The 18,743-nt window shown below is 60.3% G+C and carries 23 protein-coding genes; 12 read left to right on the top strand and 11 right to left on the bottom strand.

What is annotated here, in order from left to right; all coding sequences use genetic code 11:
• Positions 1 to 54: 54 nt before the first annotated feature.
• Positions 55 to 183 (top strand): hypothetical protein, encoded by a 129-nt coding sequence (locus tag RIE53_00225; protein ID MEQ9103098.1) that lies wholly within the window; start codon positions 55 to 57, stop codon positions 181 to 183.
• 9 nt (positions 184 to 192) lie between these two features.
• Here RIE53_00225 and RIE53_00220 read toward each other — a convergent pair whose 3' ends face one another.
• On the bottom strand, positions 193 to 834 hold the full coding sequence (locus RIE53_00220; GenBank protein ID MEQ9103097.1) for a hypothetical protein: 642 nt from the start codon (positions 832 to 834) through the stop codon (positions 193 to 195).
• A gap of 360 nt (positions 835 to 1,194) precedes the next feature.
• Between RIE53_00220 and RIE53_00215 the strand changes: the two genes are divergently transcribed.
• The 5 genes from RIE53_00215 (at position 1,195) to RIE53_00195 (ending at position 4,330) form a co-directional block, all read left to right on the top strand.
• Positions 1,195 to 1,461: a hypothetical protein gene (locus tag RIE53_00215; protein ID MEQ9103096.1), complete on the top strand. Its 267-nt coding sequence runs from the start codon at positions 1,195 to 1,197 to the stop codon at positions 1,459 to 1,461.
• Positions 1,462 to 1,572: 111 nt separating this feature from the next.
• Positions 1,573 to 2,685, top strand: a complete 1,113-nt coding sequence (locus RIE53_00210; GenBank protein MEQ9103095.1) for a Fic family protein — start codon at positions 1,573 to 1,575, stop codon at positions 2,683 to 2,685.
• A gap of 119 nt (positions 2,686 to 2,804) precedes the next feature.
• Entirely contained in the window at positions 2,805 to 3,503 is a 699-nt protein-coding gene (locus tag RIE53_00205; GenBank protein MEQ9103094.1) for an ABC transporter permease, read from the top strand.
• Entirely contained in the window at positions 3,475 to 3,609 is a 135-nt protein-coding gene (locus RIE53_00200) for a hypothetical protein (protein MEQ9103093.1), read from the top strand. Before RIE53_00205 ends, RIE53_00200 begins: the two co-directional genes overlap by 29 nt.
• Positions 3,596 to 4,330 carry a hypothetical protein gene (locus RIE53_00195; protein ID MEQ9103092.1) on the top strand — a complete coding sequence of 245 codons (735 nt, stop codon included), beginning with the start codon at positions 3,596 to 3,598 and terminating at the stop codon, positions 4,328 to 4,330. Before RIE53_00200 ends, RIE53_00195 begins: the two co-directional genes overlap by 14 nt.
• 15 nt (positions 4,331 to 4,345) lie before the next feature.
• Here the strand turns inward: RIE53_00195 and RIE53_00190 are convergent, their stop codons facing one another.
• Complete coding sequence (locus tag RIE53_00190; GenBank protein MEQ9103091.1) at positions 4,346 to 4,780, bottom strand: hypothetical protein; 435 nt, start codon at positions 4,778 to 4,780, stop codon at positions 4,346 to 4,348.
• 515 nt (positions 4,781 to 5,295) lie between these two features.
• On the opposite strand from RIE53_00190, the gene RIE53_00185 reads away from it, so the two are divergent.
• The 6 genes from RIE53_00185 to RIE53_00160 all read left to right on the top strand — a co-directional run bounded on the left by RIE53_00185 (position 5,296) and on the right by RIE53_00160 (position 10,850).
• Positions 5,296 to 5,631, top strand: a complete 336-nt coding sequence (locus tag RIE53_00185) for a hypothetical protein (GenBank protein MEQ9103090.1) — start codon at positions 5,296 to 5,298, stop codon at positions 5,629 to 5,631.
• A gap of 125 nt (positions 5,632 to 5,756) precedes the next feature.
• The gene (locus tag RIE53_00180) at positions 5,757 to 6,146 is read left to right on the top strand and encodes a hypothetical protein (GenBank protein MEQ9103089.1); all 390 of its coding nucleotides are present in this window, start codon (positions 5,757 to 5,759) and stop codon (positions 6,144 to 6,146) included.
• 83 nt (positions 6,147 to 6,229) lie between these two features.
• Complete coding sequence (locus tag RIE53_00175) at positions 6,230 to 7,156, top strand: dienelactone hydrolase family protein (protein MEQ9103088.1); 927 nt, start codon at positions 6,230 to 6,232, stop codon at positions 7,154 to 7,156.
• A 9-nt stretch (positions 7,157 to 7,165) separates the two neighbouring features.
• Positions 7,166 to 8,314 (top strand): aspartyl protease family protein, encoded by a 1,149-nt coding sequence (locus RIE53_00170; protein MEQ9103087.1) that lies wholly within the window; start codon positions 7,166 to 7,168, stop codon positions 8,312 to 8,314.
• Positions 8,315 to 8,348: 34 nt separating this feature from the next.
• Positions 8,349 to 9,299, top strand: a complete 951-nt coding sequence (locus tag RIE53_00165; protein ID MEQ9103086.1) for an NmrA/HSCARG family protein — start codon at positions 8,349 to 8,351, stop codon at positions 9,297 to 9,299.
• Between the two features lie 93 nt (positions 9,300 to 9,392).
• Positions 9,393 to 10,850, top strand: coding sequence for a T9SS type A sorting domain-containing protein (locus tag RIE53_00160; protein MEQ9103085.1), 1,458 nt, complete (start codon positions 9,393 to 9,395; stop codon positions 10,848 to 10,850).
• On the opposite strand, the gene RIE53_00155 is transcribed toward RIE53_00160, so the two are convergent.
• From RIE53_00155 to RIE53_00115, 9 genes are all read right to left on the bottom strand, one after another.
• Positions 10,840 to 12,003 (bottom strand): hypothetical protein, encoded by a 1,164-nt coding sequence (locus RIE53_00155; GenBank protein ID MEQ9103084.1) that lies wholly within the window; start codon positions 12,001 to 12,003, stop codon positions 10,840 to 10,842. The two genes, RIE53_00160 and RIE53_00155, sit on opposite strands and share 11 nt — an antisense overlap.
• Positions 12,003 to 12,776: a hypothetical protein gene (locus RIE53_00150; GenBank protein MEQ9103083.1), complete on the bottom strand. Its 774-nt coding sequence runs from the start codon at positions 12,774 to 12,776 to the stop codon at positions 12,003 to 12,005. Before RIE53_00150 ends, RIE53_00155 begins: the two co-directional genes overlap by 1 nt.
• Positions 12,777 to 12,804: 28 nt before the next feature.
• The gene (locus RIE53_00145) at positions 12,805 to 14,511 is read right to left on the bottom strand and encodes a cbb3-type cytochrome c oxidase subunit I (protein ID MEQ9103082.1); all 1,707 of its coding nucleotides are present in this window, start codon (positions 14,509 to 14,511) and stop codon (positions 12,805 to 12,807) included.
• A gap of 3 nt (positions 14,512 to 14,514) precedes the next feature.
• On the bottom strand, positions 14,515 to 15,054 hold the full coding sequence (locus tag RIE53_00140) for a cytochrome C oxidase subunit II (GenBank protein MEQ9103081.1): 540 nt from the start codon (positions 15,052 to 15,054) through the stop codon (positions 14,515 to 14,517).
• 2 nt (positions 15,055 to 15,056) lie between these two features.
• Positions 15,057 to 15,215 carry a hypothetical protein gene (locus tag RIE53_00135; GenBank protein ID MEQ9103080.1) on the bottom strand — a complete coding sequence of 53 codons (159 nt, stop codon included), beginning with the start codon at positions 15,213 to 15,215 and terminating at the stop codon, positions 15,057 to 15,059.
• 116 nt (positions 15,216 to 15,331) lie between these two features.
• On the bottom strand, positions 15,332 to 16,861 hold the full coding sequence (locus RIE53_00130; GenBank protein ID MEQ9103079.1) for a beta-N-acetylhexosaminidase: 1,530 nt from the start codon (positions 16,859 to 16,861) through the stop codon (positions 15,332 to 15,334).
• A gap of 34 nt (positions 16,862 to 16,895) precedes the next feature.
• Entirely contained in the window at positions 16,896 to 17,351 is a 456-nt protein-coding gene (locus RIE53_00125; protein MEQ9103078.1) for a mobile mystery protein A, read from the bottom strand.
• 125 nt (positions 17,352 to 17,476) lie between these two features.
• Positions 17,477 to 18,394, bottom strand: coding sequence for a cation diffusion facilitator family transporter (locus RIE53_00120; protein MEQ9103077.1), 918 nt, complete (start codon positions 18,392 to 18,394; stop codon positions 17,477 to 17,479).
• 2 nt (positions 18,395 to 18,396) lie between these two features.
• A complete protein-coding gene (locus RIE53_00115; GenBank protein ID MEQ9103076.1) occupies positions 18,397 to 18,738 on the bottom strand; it encodes a P-II family nitrogen regulator in 342 nt (113 codons plus the stop codon).
• Positions 18,739 to 18,743 lie beyond the last annotated feature (5 nt).

The following is an 18,743-nucleotide window of genomic DNA, read 5'->3' as shown; positions in this document are numbered from 1 at the left end:
AGCGTGTTCTGGGACACCTGGGCAACAGAAGACCTGAACGAGCGACAAATCATCATGCTCAACAAGCTCCTCGACGAGATGGACGGGCATCTGAACACGTCCAAATGGGCCAAGATGACGAAAACATCCCAGGACTTCGTCTCGCGTGGCGGCCGCAGTACGAGCTATTCGCTGGTGGGTTGAGTACCCATCCTACCGTTCCGATACCGGAAGCTGACTCAAATAATCATGGACGTTGTAATAGCACGACGCCATGATCCGGTCGGACGAGCGGAACTTGTAATACAAAAAGTCCTGCCGTCGGTGCAAATATTCGGCTCTGAGGTCCGGCGGCGGCAACTGTATTCTCGCGCTCTCGCATCCAAGAAGGTCAATGAAGGTCTTTTGCAATTCCAACACGACGGAATCCCCCGGCTGAACCGTGAAGGGAGGGACATCAATCCGGTAGGTGCGCAGGTGACCTCCGCGGAGTTCGTATGTGCCAGGAGGTACTTGCAGCGAGACTCTTCGGAGCGAGTCTGCGATGACATAGTTCACAGAGTTGCCATCAACAACGGCCGCTCTGCGTGAACCAACATGCACAGTAGCTGAATCGGGCAGGGACACCACCTCCGACCGAGCCGCTTCCTGACACGGAATCGTTCTGAACTCTGCTGTGACAGCCTCAGGATGAGCGGACGGATCGTCCGGGCACATGTTGGTGAACTGGACTGAAATCCAGGACGTGCTGTCCACCGTCCGCAAAGAATTCAAGACGTAGCGCTTCTCAAGGTCGAAGTACGTCTGGAACTCTTGTGCCCATGCATTCTGCGTCAACAGGAGGACAGACAGCATGAACAAGTTTCGCGTCATACACCAATATAGAATTGGGACACGGAAATGCGTTACGGACAGCGGTGTGCCGGGTCTTTGAGATAGTGCCGGGGAACCGGTAAGCAGAGAATTGATAACCACCTGAAGCAGTGTTCATTTTTGACCTGAACAAGAGCCGATCCAATGAGCAGAAACATGGCATCTCATTTGGCGAAGCGAAGGAGCTTTGGAAGGACAACTATCGTGTCGAAAAGCCGGTCAAACATATCACGGAATCACGTTTTGCGGTGACCGGCATCATTGATGGAATACTCTGGACGGCCATTATCACGTATCGGGATGAATTCATTAGATTGATTTCGGTCCGACGCTCTCGAAACAATGAAAAAGAAGACTATTACAGCAGACGAGTTTGACCGTCTATTCGACGACGGACACGACATCTGGGATTTTCTGGATCACGACAGTGCTCGTCAACCTGGACTGGAACCCGAGACCGTCAGCTTGGAAATTCCCCAATGGATGGTCTATTGGCTGTACCTGGAGGCGGAGCGACATGGTACCACGAGTGCTCAGGTCATCAAGACGTACCTCGAAGAACGGATCAAGCTGGAAAAGGCGCGAGAAGACGAACAACGAAAGAGTTGACGGAGTGCGGAGAATGAGTCGCAAGGGCGCGCTTTGGGGAAACCATTCGGTTTATCTCCGCATATTATGCGGAGAATAGAGTCATCGTAATGCGCCCCGCTGGAGACCGCCATGTACATATGGGAACGGACGGAATGGCCCGACTTCCAGTGGGACGATGGGTCGTTTGCCACCCTCGAAAAGCAATTCCATCTCGATCTGGGCTGGCTCCTTGGCCGTATGGACGGCTTGGGCTTTGCCCTGAAGGAAAACGCCAATCTGCGCATCCTGACCCAGGAAGTGGTCAAGTCGTCCGAAATCGAGGGAGAACGCTTCAATCCGTTGTCGGTCCGGTCCTCCCTCGGTCGCCGGTTGGGTATGGATATTGCCGGACTTCCCCCTTCCAATCGCTCCATTGATGGTGTCGTGGAGGTCATCCTGGATGCCACGGGGAATCATGCCGATCCATTGACCGAGGAACGGCTTTGCGCGTGGCATGGCGCGCTGTTTCCGACCGGACGGAGTGGGTTGGTTTCCATTCAGACGGGCGCATGGCGCCGTGCGGAAAAAGACCTCATGCAGGTGGTCTCGGGGCCCGTTGGACGCGAAGCGGTCCATTTCCAGGCGCCACCGTCCCGCCGATTGGATCATGAAATGGACCGATTCCTCGCCTGGTTCAATTCCGATCGATTGGAGGCGGGACCGGTCAAGGCCGCGCTCGCCCATCTGTGGTTCGTCACCATCCATCCTTTTGAGGATGGAAACGGACGCATTGCCCGGGCCATCATGGAAATGGTGCAAGCCCGGTTCGAACGGTCGGCCCTTCGGTTCTTCAGTCTGTCCAATCAAATCGAGAAGGAACGGAACGACTACTACGCGGTGCTGCAGGGCACGCAGTCCGGCACGCTCGACGTATCGGCCTATCTCTCCTGGTATTTTTCGTGCGCTGTCCGTGCCATCGCATCTTCCAAAGAGATCCTGGAGGGTGTGCTGACCCGCGGGAAGTTCTGGGACACCTGGGCAACGGAAGACCTGAACGAGCGACAAATCATCATGCTCAACAAGCTCCTCGAGGGGATGGACGGGCAACTGAACACGTCCAAATGGGCCAAGATGACGAAGACATCCCAGGACACGGCCTACCGGGACATCAAGGACCTCGTCTCGCGCGGCATTCTGGTCCAGGATCCGGGTGGCGGCCGCAGTACGAGCTATTCGCTTCACGTCATGTCGATGAAACCGTAAATCATCGACACGTTCTGTTGATGTGTCGATCGTGTCGATGTACTTGAATCAGTCTGCGGTGTCCGCTGGCGTACAGCCGCGTGTTCGAGGGTGGACGGGCGACGGGTACGGGGCGGGCCATGCGCCGCGAGGCGGGATACAGCACCATCAACCTGTTCGGGCTGACCATCGGATTGGCGTCGGTGCTGCTCATCGGACTGTTCGTGCGGGAGGAGTTGTCGTGGGATGCGTTCCACGAGAAGGGCGACCGGATAGTGCGCATGCGCACAACCCAGACGATGTCGGACGGCCGGATCGATGAATGGAACGAGACATTCGGACCGGTGGCCGACGTGCTTCGCGAGCAGGTGCCGGGCGTCTCCGCGGCCGTGCGTGTGCAGAGGCTGTTCGGCCCGCTGGTGGCGGTGGGCGAGAATGCGTGGCTGGAGGAGGATTTCCTGAAGGCCGAACCGTCGTTCTTCGAAATGTTCGACTTTCCGCTGGTGGCCGGGAGCGCAGCCGAGTTGGCCCGCCCCGGAACGGTCATCCTGTCCGAAACGACGGCCCGAAGGCTCTTCGGGGACGCCGATCCGCTTGGCCAGCGCCTGTCGGCCGGCGGGCGGTGGTCGGCCTCGAGTACCGAGTACGAGGTTGTCGGCATCATGGCCGACATGCCCGGCAATACGCATCTGAAAGCGAATTACGTGGCATCGTATGTGCTCGACGCCGAAAATCCGTGGCGTACGATTGCCTATACGTATGCGCTTCTGGAACCGGGTGTCGAGGTTGACGCGGTCATGGAGGCATTCCGTGCCATTGAGGACGGACCGGTCCATTGATCTTTCGCTCCTGGATCCGGTGGTGCTCGCGGGGATCGTCGTCGTGACGGTGCTGCTGGGGCTCGGCGGTGCCCGGGACGAGCACCGGCATCATGTTTTTCGATGAGGGCGAAATCGAGGGCTACGTTCCACCGGAGAACGATGCCCTGTACTTCAATTACATCATGGCCGATGCCGCCTACGGTCCGGCGCTCGGCACGGAACTCGTGGCCGGTCGGTGGTTCCGCGAGGATGAGACCGATACGGGTGTGCTCGTGAACGAGGCGGCGGTCCGGCGGTTGGGCTGGGATTCGGTCATCGGCGTGTTTGAAAACATCCATATGGAGGCGCTGCACAAGGAAGTTCTGCCCATGATCATGACGCAGGACGAGGCATCCTCCCGGTATGTGGTGCTGAACGTGGCGGGCGGGGACGTGACCGGGGTATTGGCCGCCGTGGAGGGCATCTGGAAGGAATTCCTGCCCGATCAGCCGTTCGCCTATTCGTTCCTGGACGACGAATTCGCGGCCATGTATGCCGACGAGCGCCGCGGAGCGCCGCACGAAAGAAATCGGGATCCGGAAGGTGCTCGGCGCATCGGTGGGCGGACTCGTGGGGCTGCTGTCGCGGGAGTTCGTGGCCATGGTGGCGATCGCGTTTATCGTATCGACCCCCATTGCATGGGTGGTGATGTCCCGGTGGCTCGAGACCTTCGCGTATCGCATGGACATCACGTGGACGCTGTTTGCGTGGGTGGGCCTGGCCGGGCTCGTGCTTGCGGTAGGGACGGTTGGGGTGCAGGCGGCGCGGGCGGCCCTCGCCAATCCGGTGGATTCGCTGAGGAGTGAGTAGGGACGGGTGGATCAAGGACGTTCGGCAGGGGAATCACGTCTTCGATCATGTTGGGATCGGACTCGTCGGACCTCTTTGTAGGCAAAAACACCCAGAACCAACGCGAGCGGTGCGAACATGGTAGCGAGTCCAACGACGTTCTTGTCCAGGAAGGCAAGGACTGCCCCAACGAGAATGGATGACAGTGCGAGTGCGAACGCGTACTTCTGACCATGCTGGGATTGTATCAGCGGTTCTTTTTCACACCATTGCCGATGAATCCGTTCCTCCTCAGCAGCGGTGAGAACCCATTGCAACAGCTTTGGATCAATTTTCTTGTACTCCTGAATGGTCCAAGGATCAGGAAGGGGTCCTGAGTGCTGCTTTGAAATTGCTATCGCAAAATTTTCAAGATCTGTCGCAGCTACAGGGTCTTCAGGCGTTCGCGGCGTCGTCTCTTCGCTCATTGGTTCGGCTCATGGAATCGATGGGAGATGGATCCACCGTTCTGTCATGGCTGAACATATCACGCGAAGACAGACGAGCGTTCCCCCGGCTGCGGGTCGCAGCCCGGATGACTCTCTTTTTATCTTCGAGGCAGAGCGAGTCGAAACCAGATTGCAGGGCGGAATCCATATCGCGCCCGACGGCTTGGAAATCTTGACCTATGGCATTCCAAATGCTCTCTCTGGAGTTCCTCTCTGTTGCTCGTGCTTGCTGGGATGCACCACTCAAGTCGAGGACGAAAGAGACACCCTGAAGCCACGATTCCAATTTCTTTCTGAACCCAGTCATATCGGGGGGAACTCCAAGTTCATTCAGTAGAGGCATTTCATTACGCGTGCAGCGCCTGTGTGTTCATTCACGTAAGTCCATGACAGGACGTGGTCGGTAAGACACAGGAGTGGTTCCGTCATACCTTTTGACAAGAATTGATCACATATCGATTGCACGCATCCCAGTTCGAACAAGCCAGTGAACCATGAGTGACGACAGGTATCAGAAAAATCTTGCGTTGTACGACACGTTGATTTCCATAGCGCCAGGGATCGAACGGAAAGGCAAAACAATGCCCTACACGTCATCCAACGGGCACATGTTTTCCCAAATCAACAAGTCGGGCGAAATCGGAATCAGGCTGCCTGAAGAACACCGGGAGGCGTTTCATGAGACGCACTGTGCGGATCCCTTTAAATCGTATGGGGCCGTGATGAAGGAATATGTGCTTGTGCCCGATAGCCTTCTGGAACAATTGGACGTTGTGTCGGCCTACCTGCAGATCGGGTTCAACTACGTGAATTCACTGAAGCCGAAATAGTCTGATTACTTTGATGAGACCAGGAATCATTGGCAACCTCAACGAGCAGGAAGACGTGTTCGGGACTTGACCCGACGGGCCGGGAGTCGTAACTCTGGATTCCTCACGCACCTTCAGCCACCGGAATGATCCTGCTCGTCGCCCAGTCTGTCGTGGTCCTTTTCGGGGTTTTCCTCGTTGGCGTCGGCGTGCTCATGCTCGTCAGGCCCGCCCGGGCGAGGGCGTATCTGCGGAAGGCCGGAAGCACGAACCTCATCAATTACGCTGAAATAACGGTCCGGATGATTCCAGCGGCCGGGATGATTGTCTGTTCCGACGCATCCCGGTTTCCGGAAGCATTCAGTGTGCTGGGGTGGTTCATGATCGCGACGTCGGTCGTGCTCTGGTTCGTGCCGCGGGCCATGCATCACAAATACGCGCTGTGGACGGCCGAACTGCTGACGCCCGTCCGAATCCGGCTGGTCTCCCCGTTCTCCATCCTTTTCGGATGCGCTGTTCTGTATTCTGTGCTCTGACAGCAGGAGGACGGGTGCAACCGGGCGGGCGCGGTTTCGTCCTGTAGGCGTGTGACGTTTCTACCTTTCCCGTCCGGAGACCCATGCGCCCTGTGAAGCCTGCCGTTCTGTTCAGCCTGTTCATGGCGCTCCTGTCCGTCGGGTGTGCCGCCCAGGCCCCGACGGCGGACCCCGCGGTGTTCGATTATGACCGGGACGTGCCGCTTGACGTTGTGGTGAACGCCCGTACCGAGCACGCCGACCATACCGAGCTGGACCTGTCGTACCGGAGTCCGGCCGGTGGGCGGGTGCCGGCGCTGCTGTTCCTGCCTGCGGACGGCCGGGGGCCGTGGCCGGCGGTCATCGTACAGCACGGAATGCCGGGAAGCCGGCGGAATGCGGCATCGTTTGCCGCCGAATATGCACGGATGGGCGCGGTGGCCCTGGCCATTACTGCCCCGTGGGCGCGCCCCGACGACGAGCCCCGCCGAAACATCCTGACCATGACGCGCCAGGACGCGGACGATCAGATCCAACTCATCCAGGACCTGCGCCGGGCCATCGACCTGCTGCAGGCGCGACCGGACGTGAATCCGGACCGCATTGCCTACAGCGGCGGCAGCTACGGCGGAGCCATGGGCGGTCTGCTGGCGGGCGTCGAGGACCGGATTGTGGCCTACGCCCTCTGGGTCGGCGACGGCGGTCTGGTGGCCCACGTGACGGGGCCGGACGATGCGCGCGGCCCGTTCCACCGGATGTCTGAAACACAGCGTACGGCCTGGTTGCGGGCCATGGAGCCGATTGAGCCCTTGCGCTGGGTGGGCCGCGCCGCCCCCGCCGAATTGCTGTTCCAGAACGGCCGGTTCGACGAATTCGTGCCGGTGGCGGATGCCGAGGCGTACCAGGCCGCCGGGTCGGAGCCCAAGACCATCCTGTGGTACGACGAGGGGCATGGTCTCAACGAAGAGGCCCGGCAGGACCGGCGGCGATGGATCATGGAGCGGCTTGCCATTGAGGGTCCCATCGAATAATCTTCGGGGATGAAACACCTCCTTGCTTGCTGCTGCGCCCTCATCCTGCTCTCCTCCTGTTCGTACGTGGCCAACGTGCGCCTGCTGACCGGGGGAGAAATCCGCCGGACCGACTACGTCCAGGTCATTCCTTTCGACTACCGGAAGGATCTGATCGTCATCCAGGCACGGCTGAACGCCGATCCGGAGGCCCGGGAGTTCATTCTCGATACCGGTGCGTTCGACAGCAAGGTTGAAAAAGAGCTGGCGGACCGGCTCGCGCTGGACGTGGTAGCCAGTAAAACCAACAGTACGGCGCAAGGCATCAGCCGTACCATCGACGTCGTCCGGATTGACTCCGTCGGGCTCGGCGAAACCACGGCGTACGATATCGGCGCGGGCAAGCTGACGTATGACCCCTCATCGGCCAGCCAGTGCATTGCCGCCGACGGGATCATTGGCGCCAATCTCATGAAACTGGCCCACTGGAAAATCGACTACCAGGCGAAGGAACTGCACTTCTCCGACGGGGCCTTCGAGGCCGGTGTCGGAGCGCATTCCGTTTCGTTCGACCGGCCCATGCTGTCGGGAACGCCCAGCATCCGCCTGGAAATCGACGGCTTGGAGGTGAAGGATGTGCTGTTCGACGTCGGCTACAATGGGGGCCTGGTCCTGCCCATGGCGCTTGCCGACCGGTTCGACAGTCCGACGATCATGACCGTACATGATCGCTCCACGTCCGGGATCTTCGGCGCGAACACGGACTCCCTGGTGGTCAAGGAACTGACGGTGCGTCTGGGCGACGACCGCATCCGTGTGCCGGTGTCGTTCTCGTCCGTGGGCAAGGCCTTGTTGGGGAACGATTTCCTGGAGCATTTCGGGATCATCATCAACTACGATACCAAGACCATCCATCTCGAACGGCAGGAAGAAGTCCATGTCGATTCGCCCCGCACGTTCATGGTGGCCGGTCTGGGCGATTCGCTCTGGGTGGTCAACCGGACGACGCGGGACCTGGGTCTGGCGCTCGGCGATACGTTGCGCACAGTCAACGGCAAGACGCCCGCCGATCTGTTCTCATCGTTCTGCGACTACTTCCTGAACGTGGACCGGTTGTTCGATGCGGATCCGGTGCGGGTCGAGAAGATGGACGGGTCAAGCATGAGTCTTCGGATGTAATTACCTTGACGCGTCAACTAAATACGCGATGACCATGTCCAGCAAGAAAATCATTACCGTTTTCGGAGCCACCGGCGCGCAGGGCGGCGGGCTCGCACGTGCCATCCTCAACGACCCGCAGGGCGGTTTTGCCGTACGGGCGGTGACGCGTGACGCATCGTCCGACAAAGCCAAGGCGCTGGCGGCAGCCGGCTCCGAAGTGGTGGAAGCCAATGCGGACGACCCGGCAAGCATTGACCGGGCGCTCGAGGGCGCGTGGGGGGCGTTCTTCGTGACCTTCTTCTGGGAGCACTTCTCGCCGGACCAGGAGCGTCAGCAGGCCGCCAACTTCGCCACGGCGGCGGCAAAGGCCGGGCTGAAGCACGCCATCTGGTCGACGCTGGAGGACATGCGCCAGTGGGTGCCGGTCGAGGACGACCGCATGCCCACGCTGCAGGAGCGGTACAAGGTGCCGCATTTTGACGCCAAGGGCGAGTCCGATGCGCTCTTCCTGGAGTCCGGCGTGCCGGTGACGCTGCTCCGGACGTCGTTCTACTGGGACAATTTCATCCATTTCGGGATGGGCCCGCAGAAGGGTGAAGACGGAAGCCACTTCATTGCGTTTCCCATGGGCAACGCGGAACTGGCCGGCATTGCGGCTGAGGACATCGGCAAGTGCGCCTATGGTATTTTCAAGCGGGCACCGGAGTTCGCCGGGCGCACGGTGGGCATTGTGGGCGAATGCGTGAGCGGCGCCGAGATGGCGGCGAAGTTCTCCGACGCGCTCGGTACGAAGGTCCACTACAACGATGTGCCAGCCGACGTCTACCGCAGTTTCGGTTTCCCGGGCGCCGACGACCTGGGCAACATGTTCCAGGTGAAGCGGGACTTCAACGAGGCGTACAACGCGAATCGTGACCGTGCCCTGTCCCGGCAGCTGAACCCGGACCTGCAATCCTTCGACGACTGGCTGGCCACCAACAAGGACGCCATTCCGATGGGGTGACGGGTCGGAATACCCGGATCCGGGTATACCGGGGAATTTTTCGGGACAGGTAATTTTCGGGGGTTGAACCTTGCCAATCTGACCTCCTTTGCCATGTCCCCACGTGCTTCTGCTCCTCGTTTCCTGTCCATGTTGATCCTGCTCATGGCCGTTCTTCCGGCCCAAGCCCAGGACGGCCAGCTGGACTTGACCTTCGACCCCGGAACGGCCACCGGAACGGCGGTGGAATCCGTCACGCTCCAGCCGGACGGCAAGATCATTGTCACCGGTCACTTCGACAGCCGGATCGTGCGGTTGCACGCGGACGGTTCGGTGGACTCCGGGTTCACCCGCCCGGGGCTCTGGGGGGCGGTGCTGTACGCCACCGCTGTCCTGCCGGACGGGAAAGTCCTGGTCGTCGGTCAGTTCTCGACGTATCTGGACGTCCCCGTGAACAACATCGTGCGGCTGAATGCAGACGGCACGGTCGATAACTCGTTCCACTACGGCGACGGCCCGGATGACTACATCACGAACGTGATCGTGCAGCCGGACGGGAAAATCCTGATTTCCGGGCGATTCAAAACGTACGACGGCGTGTCCCGCGCCGGTGTGGCCCGACTGAACGCGGACGGCACGGTCGATCCGTCCTTCGATCCGGGGACGGGTGTCGCCGGGGTGACCGGGGATGTCCAGGCCATGGCCCTGCATGATGACGGCCGGATTGTGCTGGCCGGTCTGTTCACGTCCTACAACGGCGTCAGTCGGTACCGCATTGCGCAGATCAACGCAGACGGCTCGCTCGATACGTCGTTCGAGCCTGCCCGGATTGGCGGTGGGGCCGGCTCCATCCACACGGCCAATTCCTTGGCGACCACGCCGGACGGAAAAGTCGTCGTGGGTGGGCATTTCTCCACGGTGGACGCGACGCCCCACAACAGCATCGTGCGGCTGAATGCCGACGGATCGGTCGATACGTCCTTCACGACCGGTGCAGGCGTCCATACGAACTACGGAACGGCCGTCAATGCGTTGCTGGTGATGGCGAACGGCAAGGTTCTGTTGGGTGGTGCGTTCAACACCGTGGCCGGGGAAGACCGGCGCGGGATAGCCCGGCTGAACGCCGACGGCTCGCTCGACGCATCGTTCACCCCGGGTACCGGCCTGGAATACGGCATCGGACAGTATGCGAACGTTGCATCATTCGCCATGCAGCCGGACGGAAACGTCCTGGTTGGCGGTTTCTTCGTGCGCTACAACGACATCGAACGGCGGTTCGTCCTCCGTCTGACCGTGGGTCTGGCTGTATCTGTGGAAGAAATGCCGTCCCGAGTGGCAGCCTGGTCGACGTGGCCGAATCCGGCCCGTGATGCGCTGTACATGGATGCGGTCGAACCCGGATCGGAAATCACGGTTCACGACCTCCTTGGCCGGACCGTCCGCGTGGCCACGGAGGTGCATGGCCAGGGGCCGCTCCGCATTCCCGTGGATGGCCTGTCCAGCGGTACCTACCTGGTCCGGGTCCGTTCGGGCCAGGCGGTGTCCTCCCGCCCCATCATGATTATGCGTTGATCTGTCGGCGGACCTTCGTCACTCCCGCCAACATCCAGACCATGGCGAGGACGGGCAGCAGGGCAATAACGGCCACGACCGGCCCGGCCCAGGCGCCTCGCAGGTCGGCAGGCCAGATTCCCGTCAGCAGGAAGAGGCTCACCAGGACCAGCACGATCGATGCCTGCAGGGCTGGCCAGCCGCGGGTCCATCCGGGGCCGAACCGGTCATGAACGGCTGCCACGAGGCCCGTGGTGACAATGCCGAGCAGCACCAGGTGGAGCCACGGAATCCGGAGACCCACGACCAGCCCCCAGGAGGCGACCTGCGGGATGGCGAGTCCGATGTGGACGATGATCTTCATGTACATGAGCGCTACCGGCAGGGCCCAGATAGCAGGCAGCCGGCCTTGGACCTCCCGGAGGATGAGCCACAGCCCGGCCGCCGTAAACAGCGCTCCTGCGCTGCCGACCAGTCGGACCGCGCCCGGCAATCGATCAGGCGATACGCCCAGCAGAAAGAGCGTGGGAATGCCCAGGACCAGCAACCGGAAGGCGCGCCGAGGAACGGCCCGCCCGGCCGAACGAAGCATGGCCGCCAGGACACTCAGCATGAGCCATCCCTCGGCGAACAGGTCGAGGAAAACATGCAGCGACAGGTCGTACGGAAGCGAGTGGTCCATCCCCATGGCCATGGTCATACCCAGGCCCCATGCACCGAACGACGAGATCACGAGGAGTACGAGTGCGGCCTGCTGAAGGGGAGATGATTGCAGCATGCCCCGCCGCCGATCCCGCCAGTATCGGATACCAAAGACATACCACGTGAGCATGGTCGAGGTCGAGAGGACAATGGAAATGGGCTTGTATCCCAATAACAGGAACGGTGCCCATGCGAGGAGGGCCAACACCAGCAGCGTCGCAAGAATCCCGCGATACCGGGCCGGATCGGGAAGCATGAGCAGCATGACAACGGGCGTCACCCACCCGAAATACATGACGTGGGTGTGGGCGTGGCGGATGTGACCCATGTCGAGGGGTATTTCGCCACCCGGCCATGGAAGGGCCGGCGGCACGCCAAGGAACTGGATGCTGCGGAAGAAAAACCCGGTCCCGGCTGCCAGGATGAAACATGCGAGGGCGGCGGTCCACACCCGCTTTTCCGTCAAGGTCATCAGGGAATGTTCGCTGTGAACTTCGTGAAACGCCGGATGATGTTGCTGTCTGCGGACATGACCAGGACTTCGAACTGTTGTTGTCCGACGACGCTGACCAGGTCCTGTTCCTGCAGTGTGAAACTCCACGGAGCCTCGGTGAGCTGCATGAGCGGTTCTCCGGCGGTCTCTATTTCAAGGCGACCGATACCATCCGCAGGGCTGACGGTGCAGGTCAGGCGCGCTGCAGCGGGCTCCCGGCTGCAGTCAAGCGTCGGATTCACGTCCACGGTCGGGTTCTCACGGGCGATGGTTCCGAATTCGAACAGCACGTGATCAGGGGGATACAACCCGAACAGGATGACATGCACCAGGAAGATCAGGAAGTTGAGCAACGAGAGGTGCTTGGCCATCCATTTTGCAGGATTCCAACGGAAATGGCGTCGCAAGAACGGTGTCACGATGGGGACGAGCAGCAAGTGCGTGACGGGCCCCCATATGATGACCAGAAACCCATATGCGGCAATGAATTGCACCCACATCCATGAGGGCTCATAGGACAGCAGGAGGTTTCCGGCAGACCAACAGAAAAATCCGAACAGGAACAGGGCTCCGCTCTTCATGAAGCGCCAGGAGGGGGTGCTGGCGTAGTAGATGGCTTTGTAGGCCAGCCACAGCGACTTCAGGGCACCATGCTTCTCCCGTTGGACCGGGCGATGCCGGTGGTGAACATTGCTCGGACGCCTGCCGGGGGCGGCATTTGCCGCCCCCGGATCTGTCCGTTCCATACGCATGGATTTTTCGATGAAGGTCATTCCAGCGTTACCCGATTTCCCACAGTCGTGACAGCAGGTACCAGTTCAGGATATAGGCAATCACGAACACGGCCAGGAAGATGAGCGTGAACGTGAACGTGCCACGCATGGATTGCAGGTGAACCGCACTGCCATCTCCCGTCCAGGAGGCAGCAGGCCGAAATACGGACGACGGTTCCAGCTTCTTTCCGAACAGCAGGGACCCGACGGATATCCCGGCAAAAAGGATGCCCCCGACTATGGCCAGCAGCGCAGCAATGCCGAAAATCACGAACAACGGTTCGGCGGCCCCGAAGTTGAAGTCCGTGCCCGGAATGTCCATGACCGATGCATGTCGCCGCGGAATACCGTACAGGATGCCGAGGTACATCATCATGAGCGTGGCCAGGGCCATGAATCCCGAATAGAACCACGGCTGGATCCGGGCGAGCGGGGCCATGATCAATTCCTTCTTGAACATGGTTTGGATGACAAAGAACACGAGGCCCATGAACGTCATGGTGGTCCCCAGAACCACCGTGGCATGGAAGTGCCCCACTGTGGCCCAGGTGTTGTGCCAGGCCAGGTTGAGCTGCATTTGACCCATCAGTACCCCGGTAATACCGCCCATGAAGCCGAACAGGATAATCGAGAAGATGACCGCCGAGAACACGGGATTGCCCCAGGGGGCCGACCACAACCAACCGAACAGGCTCTTCCCTGCTCCCCGCTTGCGGCGACCGGCTTCGAGCCCCGCCGGAATGGCAAAAGCATGGATCATGCTGGCCAGAACGGCGCCATATGCTGCATATGAGGTGTTCCACACCTTCCAGCTCGCGGCAAGCGCCGGATCGGCCATGAGATGGTGCGCGGCCCCCATGTTGATGAAGAAGAGGTACAGGATGAAGGCCGAGCGGGAAACCTTCTCGCTCACTACCTCGGCGCCACCCACGACATGGGTCAGGAAATACCAGACCGTGACCATGGCCGCAAGATTGATCTGCTGGCTGCCATGCCCGATGATCCAGTACATCTGACGGTACCATGCGGCATCGATATGCTCGATCAATCCAATCCGCCACATGTACGTCGGAATGTAGGTAATCAGGCCACCCAGGAGCGCCTCTACGGCGATGATGGCCGTAATGAATGCGCCGAAGGCCACCAGGGGCAGGCTCCGGTTCGGATGCTCGATTTTCTCCTGCCAGATAGCTGCAAAAAAGGGCAGCGCAGCGATCACCGTACCCAGGATGAAGACGATGGCACTGAGATAGAACCACTCGGACGAAGGCAGCGGGGCATAGGACGTCAGGAGCGGAGCCTGATCCGGAGCAGACGTCGTCATGATGGACCAGTTGATGCCGATGGCCGAAACGAGCATGAGTACGTATCCGACCATGGCGAGCTTCGGAGCAGGCAACTTGCGCCCGAGTACCATGGGACCGCCCACATACAGGATGGCCACCTCCATGAACACCATCCAGAAAATGAGCAGATTCCACGCGTGTACGCTCAGCCAGTTGTAAAACGCGTCCGGCGGCAGCAGCCCGACCACTTCCCAGCGGGTAAGCACGACGAGGATGGCTGAAATACCGCCCATGACGAGAGCCACGACGGCCGTGAGACCAAAGATCTTGACGAAATTCTCGGCCGTGCGGTCAATGCGCATGCCCGTGACAGAGCAGGTGCGGAATCCGTCGGGGCCGTAGTCGTTGGTGAACAGTTCCTTGATCATGGTTTACCTCTGCACGATGAATGAGCCATGCATGGTGCTATGCCCTACACCACAGAACTCGTTGCAGACCACGTGATACACACCCGGCTCGTCGAACTTCATGGGCAACACCCACTCGTAGCCCGGAAGCAGTTGCAGCGACATCTGCTTGCTGAGGGCATGTTCGGGCCGGATGGACAGCCCGTGTTGCACGTCATAGCTGCTCATGTGCACCTGGTATTGCTTGCCAGCCTTCAGCACCACCGGGAATCCGTCAAAGGAGAAGCGCGCGGCGGCAACATATATGTGCTCGTCCGCAGGAATAATGCCCTCTTCCGTCTGGGTCCCGGCCTTCTTGAAGTCTTGGACCTTCTGGATGTATTCCGAGGTGGATACCCGGTACGTCGGGCCATGCTGGTTCTGCTTGCCGTAGGAGGCCCACACAATCATGGATGCGAACAGGATGAGGCACCAGACAACGCTGATCCGGATCCAGGTCTTTTCCAGGACCGATACGCCGGCAATCCACCAGTTACCCTGGGGGGAATGAATGGGTGAACTCATGATCAGCCTCCGTTCGGGATGGTGAGAATGTCAACGAGGCCCCAAACGATGTAGGACAGCACGAAGAAGACAATGGCAGCTCCGGCGAGGAGCCAGATGCTGTCGAAAAGGTGGATCTGCCAAGGGCGGTCAGTATCCGGCGATTCAATCGGGTCAGACATGGCCTGTGCGGGTTGGTGATGGAGGAGGATACGCTGGAGGTCAATTATATACAAAAGAGTATTTTGTCTGTAAATAATTCCTGTGAAAAATGCCGCGTGCTATTCGGGCGAGACCGCTACCTCCTCCATTCCACCAGCGGCGACGGGTAATAGTTGATGCCCAGGATGTCCCAGCGGGGGGCGTGGGTGGCGAGGCGTGTGCGGTAGGTGGTCCAGTCGCGGCGGTCACGGGCCGTCCAGCCGATTTCGGCAACACCCGGCAGGCGCGGGAAGGCCAGCCATTCGAGATCGCGTAGGGTTTCGGCGGTCTCGCTCCAGAGGGGGGCCTCGACGCCCAGGATGGCGCTTTCGGGCACGCCGCCGACGAGCGTGGCCGGGTCCCAGTCGTAGGCATCGCGCGTGTCGTTGAATCCGGCCCAGCGGAGGCCCAGGCGGCTCGACGCATCGTATTTCATGTCGATGTAAATGCGGTCAGCGGGCGAGAGGACCAGGAGGGCGCCACGGCTCACCGCATCAACCAGATGCTGTCCGGTCTCGGCGGTCTGCGGACGCCACACCTGGATAATGGCGCCGGGCGGCAGCGCGAGACGGGTCTCGGCGACTTCGTCCCAGGCCATGAAGAGTTTGCCGTGGCGGGCCACGATGTCCGCCGTGCGGTCCATGAAGGCGTTGTACTCGCTGGCGGTCAGGGTTTTGACCTCATCGCCGCCCACGTGGAAATACGCGCCAGGGCTGCGCCGGGCGATTTCGCGGACAACGTCGTCCACGAACGTGTACGTCTCCTCGCGGTCCACACACAGCGAGCTGAAGCCGACATCGATTCCGGTGTAGGGCTCCGTGCGACGGCCGTCGCAGTTCAGCTCGGCGATCGACGCCAGCGCGGCATTCGTATGGCCGGGCATGTCGATTTCGGGCACGATCGTGATGAACCGGTCGGCGGCGTACGCCACCAGGTCATCCCATTCAGCGAGGGTGTAGTAGCCGCCCGCGCCGCCGCCGACCTGCGTCTGCGCGCCGATGTCCGTGAGCGCCGGGCGCCCGGGGATTTCCAGGCGCCATCCCTGGTCGTCACTCAAATGGAGATGCAGGCGATTCAGCTTGTACATGGCCATGAGATCCATGTAGCGCTTCACGTCCGCGGGGCCGAAGAAGTGGCGCGATACGTCCAGCATGGCCCCGCGCCACTCGAAGCGCGGCTGATCGCGGATGCGCACGGGCGCGACCGAAAGCGCATAGGGCAACGTCCCGGAGTACTCGATGGCGGGTGGAAGCAGCTGCCGGAGTGTTTGCACCGCGTAAAAGTAGCCCGCCCCGGACTGCGCGGTGATGGTAATCTGCTCGGCGCGGATGTCGAGCTCGTATCCCTCGGTGCCGAGGTCGGCGCTGGTGGCCACGCGGAAGACGATGGCCGGGTCCGTTTCGTTCAAGTTCTCGGCGTTCTCGCCGGATTGTCCGGAGCCCTCCACTGGCCGGCTCAGCCCCAGTACTTCCTGCAGGAACCGGGCGGCCGGGCGCGCCGCCGCGTCCTGGACCGTGACCGGGGTCCCGGCCGACACCGCGAACGGCGCGCCCGGCCGCTGCTCGACCGATGCCGGCAGCGGAATCACATTCACCTGGAACAGCATGACAAGCGCCAGTATGTGCATGGTTCAGGGTCGTTTTGGGAGGACGCGAATCAAGTCAATCATTCCAGAAATCCCTGCCGCGTGTACACATGAGTTCCTCTGCAATATCGTTCAGCTGATGCTTGTATTCAGTTTCCGATACGGCCTGACCCTCCAGAGCCATGGAGTCCGAAACACGCGCCAGAAGACGGGAGGCCTTCTTGTAGGCCTGCCTCCGGAGCGTAGCGTGCAGAGATGTCCGAGGAACGAGGGCGTATACGAGATCGCAATCCATGGCGTCGGCCATGGCTTGCAGCGTATCCAATTGGATGGCGCTTCGAACCTCGGAGTCTTCTGCTTGGGCAACGCTGTTCTTGGCCACACCGGCGCGGTCAGCCAGTTGACGCATGGACATTCCGAGAGCCGTGCGGATCAGTCGGATCCAGCCGCCATTTGGGACTTCCCGAAGGAATTCGGCCTGGAGTGGGCGGATTTTGGTATCGAGTTGTCGAATACGAAGCGAATCGTACATATTCAGTTGTACGCCGGGTTGATTATCGTACAAATATGAATATACGGCAGCGGGCTGCACAGGTCGACCCCTATGAATGGAAACCTTGATGTTATTACATGAGCAACGACTGGCATTCTGCACACCTACTCCACCGCAATCAGCCCGGCATCGCCGTCCGGGTTCGGGACTTCCGTTTCGAAGACGGCGTGCGCGACCCCGAAATCGTGTGCGAGGACCCGGCGAAGGCGGGTTTTGATTTCTTCGACCGCCTCCATACGCAGGTCCGCATTGACGACGACCACGGCCTCCATAGCCGTCCGGGACTCATCCAGCCGCCAAACGTGGACGTGTCGGATATCCAGGACACCCGGAACCTCACGCGAGGCATCGGCAAGCGCATGGAGGTCCAGGTCGTCCGGAGCCCGCTCCATCAGCAGGCCCGTGACCTTGCGCATCTCCATGGAAGCGTGGATTATGATGTAGACGGCAATGGCCAGTGTGATGACCGGGTCAATCCACACGATGCCCTTCCACAGGATGAGTGCGCCAGACAGGACGACACCGACCGTGGCCACGGTATCTCCTATCAAATGGATGGCGGCGGCTTTCACATTCACGTTGCCTTTCGTGCTTTTCCACAACACGAGGACAGAAAGGAGGTCTTCGACGAACGCAATGCCCCCGACGATGAGCATGATCATTCCCTGGACCTCCGGCGGATGAATGAGCCGTGAGATGCCCTCATAAATGAGATACAGGGCAATGACGTACAGCGTGGTCAGGTTGATGAGTGCACCGATGGCCTTGGCGCGCTCGTATCCGAAGGTATACTGATGGTCTGCAGGGCGACGCGCCAGTTTCTGCGCCCCCCACGCAATGCCAAGCGCAGCGGCATCCGATCCATTGTGCGCGGCATCACTCAGAAGGGCAAGGCTTCCGGAAAGGAGGCCTCCTATGATCTGGGTGATGGTCAACGCGACGTTCAAGGCAAGTGCGATAACAATGCGCCGACCGGAGACATCCTTCAAATCGTGATCGTGGGGGGCGTGATCATGGCTCATGGTCAGATGGCGTCAGTGCCTCGTTCTCCTGATGAAATGCGAACGGCATCGTGAATCGGCGAGACGTAGATCTTGCCGTCTCCCCGAAGTCCGGTATGTGCCTCTCGCTGGATGACCTGTATGACTTCATACACAAGCTCGTCTTGAACGACGGTCTCGATCTTGACGTATGCGACATAGTCTACCAGATCTTCGCGAAAACTGTGTGCCACATCTTTCGCCCGGCCACGACCGAAGCCTTTGACATCGCTGACGCTGACCCCCGTCAGTCCCTCAATCCGATGAAAAGCACGCGTGACGGAGGAGAGTTTGTGAGGTTTGATATAGGCTTGAATTTGTTTCATGGTGT

The sequence above is a fragment of the Rhodothermales bacterium genome (assembly GCA_040221055.1).
GTDB lineage: Bacteria > Bacteroidota > Rhodothermia > Rhodothermales > UBA10348 > 1-14-0-65-60-17.
Note: the sequence above shows the minus strand (reverse complement) of the source record. Positions and strands in the feature narration are given on the sequence as shown.